The following is a 12,847-nucleotide window of genomic DNA, read 5'->3' as shown; positions in this document are numbered from 1 at the left end:
TTAAATTTTATACTAATAATGTTTACCCTAAAATTTTAGGCTACCAGCATATGCTACATGTTGCACCAGAACCGCTTAAATTTAACATCAGGTTCTAAAAAAATGCTTGCTTATTCTTAAACAGAATTTAATCTCATCAGGAATGCCAAATAGTAATTGATCTTACCCTTGGCAAGAAATTGATGCAATTCTGTCTGGAGGGTCATTTCATTAGAATAATTCGGTGATGATAATTTGAAACAACTTAATCGTCAAAAAAAAGCACGAATTGCTTTCAAAAAAGCCTTGTTGCGATTAGAAGCTGGTTTAAGTATTGCTGCCATTCAGATGGATGATGTTTTGTGGAAAAGGATTAATTGAGTAATATGTTTCAGGTGGTAGCAGATTTATATAATTGAAAATCAGTAGAATTATGGTGATGATAAGTGGTAAAATGAAATAATTTTATGTTTTTGTCTGGAATTGTTAGAAAAATTCTTAAAAAATAATTAATATTATACAAAAAATTACAGCATCATAAACAAACATCCTTATCTCTTTAACATGCAAAATTTAGTAGCTAAAAGAGCACTGGTTTGCAAGTATGTTACCCGACCCCACCTGCTCCAGGATGAATGATGAAGGAAAGCCTGCTGATGTGCTTTTCAGTTGTTTCGGCTTTTTTGGCTGGTTTATTTAACTAAGCGCATCGGCTACTTTAGCTTGTACTATATCTACCTATAGTCTGGGTTCTGAATTTTAACACAAGGTGTGGAAATCGCCTGTAGCTTACGGTTAAGCAGATTTGTCAGAATCCTGGCGATAGAGGAAGTTAGTGCCTGCTGCTAAAAAAGGCTTTTTAAAAGAATACACATACAATATTATTCATAACTACTGCACACATGTCAGAGCTTTTGGAGGCTGCTTTCTCCACCGTTAACATTATACCTACGGCCTTACTCGTATTTGTCATGCTTTACTGGCTTGCGGTTATAGCTGGCATCGCAGACCTGGATATGCTTGATCTGGAGTTGGAGAAGGACTTCGCTACTGCTTCAGACGCTGTGTCTTCTGTCAGCTGGTTTAACTCTGCTTTAGCTTTTTTTAACCTGGGCCGTATTCCGCTGATGCTCTTCCTGACGTTTCTGGCCTTACCGCTTTGGGTATTTTCCATTCTGGGTAACCATTACCTGCAAAATTCATCAGCTCTGCTAGGATTGCTCCTGCTGGTGCCAGCCTTTTTTTTAAGTCTGATTGTCTCTAAAGTGCTGACCACTCCCTTTATAAAACTATTCGATACCCTGGAAAAAGAACATGCCTCTACCGCTACTTTAACAGGGCAGGTGTGCCACGTAATTATAGCGGCCAATGCCAACGAACTGGGGCAGGCAACTATTAAATCAAAAGATGGGTTGCTGCTGCTGAACGTGAAAACCTCGGAGGGACAGGCTGTTCACAAAGGCGATACTGCTATTATTTTAGAATATGACGAAACAAATAAACATTATCTGATAGAACCTTACCAAACCAATTAACCATGATTGAACAGTTATCCTGGTCTGTCGCCATTATGCTGGCGGTGGCCCTTATCGGCTTAATCGCCTTTGTTATTAAAATGTACCAAAAAGCCATTCAGGGCGAAGCATTGGTGCGAACAGGTTTAGGCGATACCAAAGTATCTTTTTCAGGTATTTTTATCGTGCCTGTCATCCACAAAATGGAGGTAATGGATATTACCCTCAAGACTATCGTTATTTCCAGAACAGGAGCTGAAGGGCTGATTTGTAAAGACAATCTGCGGGCAGATATAAAAGTGAATTTCTTTCTTCGCGTTAATAAAACACCGGAAGATGTGATACAGGTGGCGCAGTCGATTGGTTGTAAGCGTGCTTCAGACCACTCCGCCCTGGAAAGCCTCTTCGATGCAAAGTTTTCCGAAGCACTGAAGACCGTTGGGAAGCATTTCGATTTTGTGGACCTCTACCAGAGCCGCGAAGAGTTTAAACGCCAGATTCTGCAGACTATCGGTACCGACCTGAATGGCTACGTGCTCGACGATTGCGCCATCGATTACCTGGAGCAGACACCACTTACCCACCTGAACGAAAACAATATTCTCGACGCAGAAGGTATAAAAAAGATTATCGATCTCACGGCTAAGCAAAAAGTGCAGGCCAACCTTATTGAGCGCGAAAAGCAGAAAACAATTAAAAAGCAGGACGTAGAAGCCCAGGAAACCATTCTGGAACTGGAGAAGCAGCTGGCTGAAAACGAAGAAAAGCAGAAGCGTGAAATCGCCAACATCAAGAGCAGAGAATACGCTGAGATGGAGAAAGTGCGGCACGAGGAGCGACTGAAGGCAGAGAAAGCCAGAATTGTGACCGACGAGGAAGTGAAAATTGCGGAGCAGAACAAAGACCGCCAAATACTGGTGGCCGAACGCAGCAAACAACGCACCGATGCTATAGAGACGGAGCGCGTGGAGCAGGCCCGCATGCTCGAAGTGAACGAACGCGAACGTATTGTGGCGCTGGCACAAATTGAGAAAGAAAAAGCCATAGAAGAAGAGCGTAAAAATATACAGGGCATTATACGGGAGCGTGTAACCGTAGAAAAAGCTGTGGTGGAGGAAGAAGAGAAGATAAAGGACACCAGAGCCTTTGCCGAAGCAGAGCGGGAGAAATCTGTCGCCATTAAGAACGCGGAGAAAGAAGCCGAGCAGTCGTTGGTAAAAGAAATTAAGAGCGCTGAGGCTGCCCGTAACGCAGCAGAGTTCAGAGCCAAGCAAATGCTTATAGATGCGGAGGCGGAGCAGGCAAGTGCCAACAACAGAGCCCAGGCTATAAAAGTAATGGCAGAGGCAGAGGCCGCACAGGCAGCAGCCCTTGGCTTATCAGAAGCGCATGTAATGGAAGCCAAAGCGCAGGCCATGCAGAGAGAAGGCGAAGCCGAAGCAGTGGTAATTGAACTGCAGGCCATAGCCGAAGCTAAAGCTACCCGTGCCAAAGCCGAAGCGCAAGCCGAAGCCGATGAAAAACTAGGAATGGTAGCAGCCAGAGTAACAAAAGAGCAAGGACTTGCAGATGCTACCGTTATCGAAAACAGAGCCGCAGCCGATGAGAAGAAAGGCCTGGCAGAAGCACGTGTAACAGGAGAGAAGTTTACCGTAGATGCCAAAGGCATAGAAGAAAAAGCCGAAGCCATGCGTAAACTTGATGGCGTAGGCAAAGAGCACGAAGAGTTCAAGCTCCGTCTCGACAAAGACAAGTCTATTGAGCTGGCGCAGATCAACATTCAGAAAGACATTGCCGCTGCACAGGCCGAAGTTATTTCTGAAGCCCTGAAAGCAGCCAAAATAGACATTGTAGGTGGCGAAACCATGTTCTTTGACCAGATTGTGGGCTCTATTACCAAAGGTAAGCAGGTAGACAGAATGGTAGGCAACAGCAACGTTTTAGGAACGGTTAAAGATGCCTTTTTCCATATAAACGGCGATGGAAACATCGATTTCAAAACCAACCTGCAGAACTTCGTGAACAAGTTTGGCATGACCTCCGATGATGTCCGGAACCTGAGCGTATCAGCCCTTCTTCTGAAAATGATGCAAAACAGTGCCGACGAATCAACCATAGACACCCTGAAGCAACTGACCTCCACAGCCACCGCCATGGGCATTGCAGATAAACCTTACATTTCTTTGAATTAGGTTTAAGAAGTTTAATTAATGCTCTTCTAAAGGGGGAGTTACATGACTGCATCAGTTTTACATCCTACGACGAAGCTAAACTGATGCAGTCATGTTGAAAACAAAATTCTCCCCTTGAGGGAAGCTAGAGGGGTGTTAATCTTGGAGAAGTAGTGAGGAGTCAAAGAAATCAAATTATTCCGTATCGAAGTGACCTTAAAGCTAAAGCCAGAGAACTGCGAAAAAATAGTACTCTTTCAGAGGTGCTTCTTTGGCAAGAGATCAAAAATAAGCAACTGTTAGGGTTTCAATTTCACCGGCAAGTGCCAATGCTAGCATATATAGTCGATTTTTACTGCCATGAGCTAAAATTAGCAATTGAGGTTGATGGCAACAGCCATGAGTACAAAGTGGGCTATGATAAGAATCGGCAGCTAGCACTCGAACAGTATGGTATTAATTTTTACGTGTTGAAGATTTAGATGTGAAGAAGAATATAAGGTTAGTGGTAAATGAAATTCATCAGTGGATAGAGGAGAATCAACAGAAGAGTAGGCAATAAGTTTTTCAACTAGATTGAACACCCCTCTAACTCCCCTCAAGGGGAGAATTAGCTTTTCCAGATGGAAAAAATACTGCTCATCCTGTCGTCCTGCAAATCCTTGGGGTAATAGACCTATATTATGATTCAGACGAAAAGTCTAAGATCTAGGTCTAGTATCATTAGAGGAGCAGCACCAGCAGGTGTTATCTCTGTAAGGCTGTGTAAATTTTAATAATTCGGGTAAAGAAATTTCCTGTACATGGAAGACAATAACACAATCACCACAAAGCCAGAAGCAGTGGAAGCGGTGCAACTGGAAGGTGGTACTTATGAAATACTGCGTAACCGCCTGCAAAAGAACGGGACCGAATTGTGGCAACTGCTGGAGCAACTGAACCAGGAGCGGAAAGAGGTGTTTGGTGCTATTGAAACAGCCTTGCTAACGACGGAGCGAGTTACCACTGAGAACAACTGCGTACCCATGGACATGGTGCCAGTGGGCTACAACATGCTCTTTGGTTACAACGTGCACCTTGGGCTGAAGTCGGAGGTGGAACTGTCGGATGTGTTTGGGGCGTATACTTACGAAGGTCATTCTTTTCACCTGCAGCCGTTGCACCTGCTCCAGGATACCCATTTTACAGACGATTTCAAGAAGCTTTATAAGTATTACAAAAATACGCAGTTCATTAAATTTGCTGTGCTGGGTACGCACCTGTTCATGGTGTTCCGGGTGGGCAAAGGCCTTAACGACATCAAAACATTCAAGTGGCTGCTGCAGGACGGTACCATCACTTACCTCGACAACCGAAGCGACCATGAGTTTGTGTACCCGAACCAGCATGACTTTACCTGGAAAAGGACGCTGCGGGAGTCGCAACGGAAGGGGAAGTTCCCGCACGTTTCCATAGAAGATAAAGTGTTTGTGGAAACTACCGGTGGCGACCTCACTATTAAAGTAGAAGACAACACCGATACTGGCCAGGGCATTTATGCGGAAGAAGTAGAGGATAAAGATCAGACGCTCGACGATTCCGAAATCTATTATGCGATCATCGGCAACATCATCATCCTGAAAATAAGGCCTTACCGCGAGAACAACTACCGCTACATTGTTTATAATGCTAAACTAAAGGAGGCCAGACGCATCGATGCGCTGGAGCATAGCTGTGTGTTGCTGCCAGAGGGACAGGGTATCATTTATGCCTACGGCTATTACCTGCAGACAGGCGAGTTTAAGGAGTTCGATAATAACCTGCAGGATATGCTGTTCGAAAAGCGTATAGCTTCACCGAACGGAGAGGATTTCCTGTATGTTTTCTATAACAAGGAACAGGGGCTATACCTGTTGCTTTCTTACAACCTCATCACGCAGAAAATAGAAAGTCCGATTGTTTGCCACGGCTATGCTGTTTTTGAAAATGGAGAGCTCTGTTACTTCCGGGCCGATGCGGAGCCGCAGAAGCACCATGCCATCCAGATCTGGCAAACACCTTATATCGGGCCTAACTTTATAATTCCGGTAACGCAGGAGTCTTACCTGTATAAGATCGGGAACAAAGATATTGTGGGGGCTATGGCCGAAAGCAACGAGGTGCTGGCCTTGCTGCAGAAAGAAGACTCTTACGAGAACCTGTACCTCGACCTGATCAAAAAGACCACCGATGTGCTGGACACTTACCACTGGCTGAGCCGCACCGAAACCTACAATCTGGCTGCTCCACTGGCAGCCATCAGGCAAACGGCTACGGCGGCAGTAGAGGAGTTTGAGAAGGTAACCAGTATCAGGAAAAACACAAAGCAACAACTGGAGCAGGTGCTCGGAAAAGCCGATGCACTGCTGCACCAGTTGAAGTTTCAGAAGGCGGAGCACATTAACGATTATGTGAATTACCTGGCGGAACTGCGCACGATTCGAGGGGAGGTGGTGTCGCTACGGGACCTGCGCTATGTAGACCTGATGAAGGTGGAGGCCTATGAGGCGCAACTGCAGGATTTTATGCAGAACATGGCCAATGCCACCGTTACGTTCCTGCTCAAACCCGATGCGCTGCATCCGTACGAGCAGAAGGTGCAACACCTGAACGTAGCCATAGAGGCCGTAGCCAAAGTGATAGAAGCTGATGCGATCGACAAAGAAATAGCGGCTATCGCGACTGAGCTGGAGATGCTGATTGATGTGGTGAGTAATCTCCGGATTGAAGACGCTACTCAGACTACCCGCATTATAGACACCATTTCCGCTATCTACGCCACCTTTAACCAGACCAAAGCGGCACTCAGGCGCAGACGCAAAGAGCTGCTGAGCCAGGAGGGGAAAGCGGAGTTCAGTTCGCAGCTCAAGCTCATCAGCCAATCTGTGATCAATTACCTGGATGTATGCGATACACCGGAGAAATGCGAGGAGTACCTGGCTAAGCTGATGGTGCAGCTGGAGGAGCTGGAAGGCAAGTTTCCGGACTTTGATGAGTTTCTGGAGCAGATAGCCTCGAAACGGGAAGAAATTTACAGCGCCTTTGAGTCGAAGAAGGTAGGGCTGCAGGAGAGCAGGAACAAACGTGCCAACAGCCTGCAGCAGGCAGCGGACCGGATGCTGAAGGCGATCCAGAACCGCATGAGCAAGCTCGGCAGCGTAACCGAAATAAACGGCTACTTCGCCTCCGACCTGATGGTGGAGAAGGTGCGAAACACAGTGGAAGAATTGCTGGCGTTAGGCGACACTGTGAAAGCAGACGCTATTCAGAGCCGCCTGAAAACCCTGCGCGAAGACACTGTTCGGCAGCTTAAGGATAAGCAGGAGCTATACTCCGATGGAGCTAACATTATTCGGCTGGGCAAACACCAGTTTACCGTTAACAACCAGCCACTGGAGTTGAGTATGGTGCACCGCAACAATGCCATGTTCTACCACCTCACCGGCACCAGCTTTTTTGAGCGCGTAACTGATGCTACCTTCGAGAGCTACAAACCGGTATGGGAGCAAACGCTGGTATCAGAAAATAACCAGGTATACCGAGCTGAGTATCTGGCTTATATAATTCTGGAGGTGGCACAGGATAAAAAGCGGCAGCAAAATGCATCTGAAGAAAAGCAGGCTGTTCTCACTGTAGATGACCTGTACAAACTAACCGAAGGCGAGCTGGTAGCTTACGTAAGCCAATTTATGGCCGTACGTTTCAGCGAAGGCTATTTAAAAGGCGTACATGATCACGATGCGGCCCTCATACTGGCTGCCTTGATTCAGTTCATTAAAACCGCCGATTTACTCCGATACCCTTCCGCTGCCCGAGCCTGTGCACAATTGTACTGGCAGGTGTTTGCGCCGGAAGATCGAAAAAACAGGCTGCACCACCAGCTGAAAGGTGTAGGTGCTATTCTTCATGTTTTCCCCAATACACATGAGTTTGATGCTATAAAGGAGGAGCTTTGTGCGGAGGTAGCTCATTTTCAACAAAAAACGGGGTTGTGTGTGGAGGCAGTAGCAGGGGAGGCAGGCAATTACCTGTTTTACGAGCTGACGCGTGGCAACCAATTTATCATAGATCATCAGGCGGCGGAGCTATACGAGAGTTTTAAGCATTACCTGGCAGAGCATAAAGTAACAGCGGCTTTCGAGGCTTCAGTAAAAGCGCTGGCTGATAATCCGGTGCAGCGCTTCGAACTGATTCAGCACTGGCTCAAAGCTTTCATCACGTATGCTGATTTACATAATAAATCAACTTATGTAACAGAGGCAGCGGTATTGCTATTTACTAATAGTTATCACCAGCAACAGGTGGTGCATACAGTGCTGGAGGCAAAGTTGCACCCAATGCTGGGTACGCATGCGCTTCTGCAGCAGCAGACCTATGAACTGCGATATTACAGCTTTATGGAGAAGCTGCGGCAGTATACGGCTACCACAGCCAAAGCTTTTGTAGCTTTTACTGAGCTGAAAAAGCAACTGAACCATAGGTTTGAGGAGGAGTTGCGCCTACAGGAGTTTAAGCCGCGGGTACTATCGTCGTTTGTGCGGAACCGGCTGATAGACCAGGTGTACCTGCCTCTGATAGGTGCTAACCTGGCCAAGCAGATGGGAACGGCAGGAGAGGCAAAGCGCACCGACCTGATGGGTATGCTGCTCCTTCTTTCACCTCCGGGCTATGGCAAAACCACCATCATGGAGTACATCGCCAACCGCCTGGGCCTCATATTTATGAAGATAAACGGGCCAGCCATAGGGCACTATGTAACGGCGCTTGATCCTACTGAGGCTCCTAATGCTGCTGCCCGTGAGGAGCTGGAGAAGCTGAACCTGTCGTTTGAGATGGGCGACAACGTCATGATTTACCTCGACGACATTCAGCACTGCAACCCGGAGCTGCTGCAGAAGTTTATCTCGCTCTGCGATGCACAGCGCAAGATCGAGGGCGTTTACAAAGGCCGTAGCAAAACCTACGATTTCAGGGGCCGCAAAGTATGCGTGGTAATGGCCGGAAACCCTTACACAGAAACAGGCGAGAAATTCCGGATCCCAGACATGCTCGCCAACCGAGCAGACATTTACAACCTAGGCGATATTATAGGCGACACAGCAGAAGCCTTTAAACTCAGTTATATCGAAAATGCCTTAACCTCCAATGTCATTCTGGCAAAATTAGCTGCCAAAAGCCACAAAGATGTGTTTGCGGTGCTGCAACTGGCTCAAACCGGTAACAGCGAAGGCCTGGAGTTTGAAGGTAACCATTCGCCTGCCGAGCTGAACGAATATGTACAGGTACTGCAAAAGCTGCTGAAAATTCAGGACGTGATTTTGAAGGTGAACATGGAATACATTCGGTCGGCGGCACAGCAGGAGGAATACCGCACAGAGCCTACCTTTAAGCTGCAGGGTTCTTATCGCAACATGAACAAGCTGGCCGAGAAGGTGGTGCCGATCATGAATGCGCAGGAACTGCAGACCTTGATCCTGTCGCACTACGAAAGCGAGTCGCAAACCCTGACTTCCGGAGCCGAAGCCAACATGCTCAAGTTTAAGCAACTTATCGGCATAGCCACCGAAGCAGAGACACAACGCTGGGAGGAGATAAAGGTCACCTTCATGCGCAACCAGAAACTGAAAGGCTTCGGCGATAACAACCAGGTAGGGCAGGTGCTCACACAACTGGAGAATATTTCAGAAGGTTTGATGGGGATTAAGGATGTGATGCGGGGGCTGAAGGAGTAGGTTTTTGTGAGAATCCGGATTTACAGGACGGAAGGATTTTTAGGATTCGGAAGAAGTGGTGGCAGATAGTTTGAAGATTCTGATACTTTTAAGTTGATTAACCTCTTTTTACCGCCAGTTTGAGCAAAGCGGGAACTGGTGGGAAAAAATGACAGCAAGTTTTCAACTTGTATAGGCTTTCCTCTTTCATACCTTCGCAAGGTAAAAACTTGCCTTATGTATCCTCACAAGGTACCACTTCGCTTAAGCAGGCGGTATGTATCGTTCTTTATTGTCAGCATCAGAATTTACAGAGTTTAAGAATGTATGAATTTCTATCTTCATGCCATAATTAGGTAAATTCTGATGCTGACAACCTTCAGTTACAACTTACTTCAGCAACCGCACATGGTAAACTCCACCTGCCACAGAACCTTTGTGTGCTACAAACTTTACAGTTAGTTTTTCAGCGTTCAACACCTTTTGCGGTAGCTGGTAATCTTCTTCAAAAAAGGTATCGCCTTTTGAGCCATCTAGTTTCACTGTTTTTATGGGCACATCGTTTACCAGAATGTCGAAGGTGCGACCATTGTCCTGGCCAAAATAGGTGATGCGGAGTGTTTTGGCTTCGCGGTTTTTGTTGCGGAGGTCGTAACTGAACCAGTTGGTGGCGTGGCGCCAGAAGCGGTCGCGGTGGGTGCCCATGTCGGTGCCTTCGCCTTTAAAGTTATGGTCCGATTCGGGCTGCTGTTCTCCGGCTGCTACCTGGTCAACTGTTTTCGCTTCGAGTGCCAGCTTTTCCTGCTCGGTCTTTTGCAAAATCTGCTGTCGTTTCTCTTTTTCTTCCGGGGTGAGCACGGGCCAGTACAGCATATAACGGGCCTCATGCACCTGAAAGAACGGCACCAGCTTTACATTTTTGAACTGCTCAGGAGATACTGCACCAGCAGCTGTAAAGGTTAACGGCTTATTCGGAACTGGAGTTAGTGCGGCTGCAGCATTCTGTTTTGTTGCCACAATAACCGGTGCTTCGTCTATCGGGTACATCTGCCCATTTGCTACGTGCCCCATGCGCGTGCCATCGCCCCACAAGCCGGGTATATCTGTAGTGTCTGTTACACCAGCCAGCACAATCGGGCCATGTACGAAGGAGGCCCAGGAGGAGCCGTCGGGCAGGAACTCTGCTTTGGTGTGCATCGGGAGTTCTACCGTGACCACATCCTTGTTTTTCCATTTGCGATCTATGGTTACAAAAGAGGAGGGAGCAGCCGTGGTTTTTACTTCTTTGCCGTTCACTTTAACTTTCATCTCACCGGCTTTTACCCAGCCGGGGTAGCGCAGGTTCAGGGCAAATTTTTGTGCCTTTTTCAGGTTTAGCTGCAGCTGCGTACCTTCTTCAAAGGGGAAATTAGTTTTTTGCTGCACCGTAAGCCCTTTTTGCTGCCACTGCAGGGTAGAAGGAATAAAAAGGTTCACGAAGAGATCCTGGTCATTGTGCGCGTAAATGAGCTCGCCGTACTTTCCGTGGTTTTCGAGGCCGGAGCCAACACAGCACCAAAAGTCCTCCTGCGTACTGGAATAAACACGGTAGTGGCGTGGGCGCATAGGCGTAAAGTACACAAAACCGCCTTTGGTAGGGTGCTGCGACGATAGGATGTGGTTGTAAAGTGCCCGTTCATAATAATCAAGGTATTTTACATCGGGGTTGGTGGCAAAGAGTTGCTTGGTGAGCTTCAGCATGTTATAGGTATTGCACGTTTCCGGCCCCTGCTCCGACTCGATCATGGAAGTGAAGTTGTCGGATGGATGAAAGTGCTCCCGCACACTGTTACCGCCAATAGCCACGGTGCGGTTGTTTATAACGCTGTTCCAGAAAAAGCCTGCTGCCTCGTCCCAGGTTTCGCTGCCGGCCACATCTGCCACGCGTTTGTAGCCTATTACCTTCGGAATCTGGGTATTGGCATGCATGCCGTTCAGCACATCTTTCTGGGCAAGCAAAGGCTCCAGAATAAGCTGATGCGAAAAGCGCTCCGCCAGTGCCAGGTATTTTTTATCACCGGTTATTTCGGCTACGTCTGCAAATGTTTCGTTCAGGCCGCCGTGCTCGCTGCGTAGCATCTGCTGCATTTGCGCATCCGTCAGGTTTTTGGTGATGTCGAGGCACCAGTCAGAGAGTTTTACCAACACCTCGCGCGCCTGCTGGTTACCAGCAATCCGGTAGGCATCTATGAGTCCGGCGTATATCTTATGGATATTGTACAGCGGCACCCACTTTTTATTTAGCGAAAAGTTGTCGGCTTCTATCTTACCGGCTGCTACTTGCTGCCACATCTGCTGGCCTCCCGGAATGCCGCCTACATAGCCGTTGCCGTTCTGCTGCTGACACTTTGCCAGCTCGGCCACCATGTAGTTGAGCCGCTGCAGCAGCACCTCGTTTTTTGTAGAAGCGTACATCAACGACAAAGCCGTTAAATAATGACCGCCAATGTGGCCGTCGAGTCCGGTGTTTTCCCAATTCCCATAGCTCTGCGCTTTGGTAGGCAAACCGGCTTCTTTCAGAAAAGGGGCTAGTAACCTGTCCACGTCCATTTCGAGAATATACTGCATGTCGGTTTGTTGCGCCTTCAGAAACGGACTTTCAGCGAGTGATACAGCATTTAGTGGGAAATAATGTAACGCAGGTGTTGTCTGGCTATAACAGAGAGGTGTTACGGCGAGTAGTGCTACAGAAAAAAATGTTCGCAGTTTCATGCTTGTTAAAATCTGGTGGATGAAGCCAGGCTAGGCCTTGACAGTAAAAGGTCATGAAAGCTTTTGGAAGGCCAAATTCATTCGGATAATTGCTAAAAGGAATTACCTCCAAAAATTAGTTTTACTAATGCAAGTTAGTAAAATTCTGAACATTAATTGTTTTATTGACAATAAATAAACCAGACAAAGTTTAGGTTGCTCTACCAGCCACAGCAAGATTCAATTTGGTTTTTCCTCACGTAAGTATCAGAAACTAAAGGAAAGGACAGTCTCTTGCGTAACAAATAGCATTCAAGACCTTTCCGCTAAAAAATATCTGTAGGGGTTTAACTTATACCGCGAGTAGTAAGCAGGAGGCAAGGCAATTTTTTAAGTACATATTCCTGAAGGCACTGAGCCACTTAAATGTATCTAATGAAATTGCCCTTCAAAAGCTTTTTATGGCAAAATAATTCAAGGGTCTGAAGGTGGAAAAAAGTACAGATTATAGCTTTTATGCTGACAGGCAGGAATTAGACTTACTCTCAACTTGCGTTACAAATGCCTTATTCTGTAAGCTGCTAACACGCTTGATGTAATAATAAGTGTAGATAGCTTTATGAATAGTGCAGAATTCTAGCTTCGCCAATACGCAGGCTTAGTTGATAACTTAACATTTCGGAAATCAACATTCGATTTTCCCATAGTAACAGGATTTTAGAAT

At 46.8% G+C, this 12,847-nt stretch carries 5 protein-coding genes; 4 read left to right on the top strand and 1 reads right to left on the bottom strand.

Features of this window, described 5'->3' with window-relative positions; translation table 11 throughout:
- The first annotated feature begins 881 nt into the window (after positions 1 to 881).
- From FVR03_RS08710 to FVR03_RS08695, 4 genes are all read left to right on the top strand, one after another.
- The gene (locus FVR03_RS08710; protein WP_147921360.1) at positions 882 to 1,514 is read left to right on the top strand and encodes an OB-fold-containig protein; all 633 of its coding nucleotides are present in this window, start codon (positions 882 to 884) and stop codon (positions 1,512 to 1,514) included.
- A gap of 2 nt (positions 1,515 to 1,516) precedes the next feature.
- Positions 1,517 to 3,685 (top strand): flotillin family protein, encoded by a 2,169-nt coding sequence (locus tag FVR03_RS08705; protein ID WP_147921359.1) that lies wholly within the window; start codon positions 1,517 to 1,519, stop codon positions 3,683 to 3,685.
- Positions 3,686 to 3,837: 152 nt separating this feature from the next.
- Positions 3,838 to 4,146, top strand: a complete 309-nt coding sequence (locus tag FVR03_RS24940; RefSeq protein WP_369410447.1) for an endonuclease domain-containing protein — start codon at positions 3,838 to 3,840, stop codon at positions 4,144 to 4,146.
- Positions 4,147 to 4,467: 321 nt separating this feature from the next.
- A complete protein-coding gene (locus FVR03_RS08695) occupies positions 4,468 to 9,414 on the top strand; it encodes a DNA repair ATPase (protein WP_147921358.1) in 4,947 nt (1,648 codons plus the stop codon).
- Between the two features lie 369 nt (positions 9,415 to 9,783).
- On the opposite strand, the gene FVR03_RS08690 is transcribed toward FVR03_RS08695, so the two are convergent.
- Positions 9,784 to 12,144, bottom strand: coding sequence for a glycoside hydrolase family 127 protein (locus tag FVR03_RS08690; RefSeq protein WP_147921357.1), 2,361 nt, complete (start codon positions 12,142 to 12,144; stop codon positions 9,784 to 9,786).
- Positions 12,145 to 12,847 lie beyond the last annotated feature (703 nt).

This window comes from Pontibacter qinzhouensis, assembly GCF_008017455.1.
GTDB lineage: Bacteria > Bacteroidota > Bacteroidia > Cytophagales > Hymenobacteraceae > Pontibacter > Pontibacter qinzhouensis.
This window is presented reverse-complemented; position numbering and strand designations above follow the sequence as displayed.

What these genes read in the sequence shown, in the direction of transcription:
- FVR03_RS08710 (WP_147921360.1), top strand. Translation starts at nt 882, where the DNA reads ATGTCAGAGCTTTTGGAGGCTGCTTTCTCCACCGTTAACATTATACCT.
- FVR03_RS08705 (WP_147921359.1), top strand. Translation starts at nt 1,517, where the DNA reads ATGATTGAACAGTTATCCTGGTCTGTCGCCATTATGCTGGCGGTGGCC.
- FVR03_RS08695 (WP_147921358.1), top strand. Translation starts at nt 4,468, where the DNA reads ATGGAAGACAATAACACAATCACCACAAAGCCAGAAGCAGTGGAAGCG.
- FVR03_RS08690 (WP_147921357.1), bottom strand. Translation starts at nt 12,144, where the DNA reads ATGAAACTGCGAACATTTTTTTCTGTAGCACTACTCGCCGTAACACCT.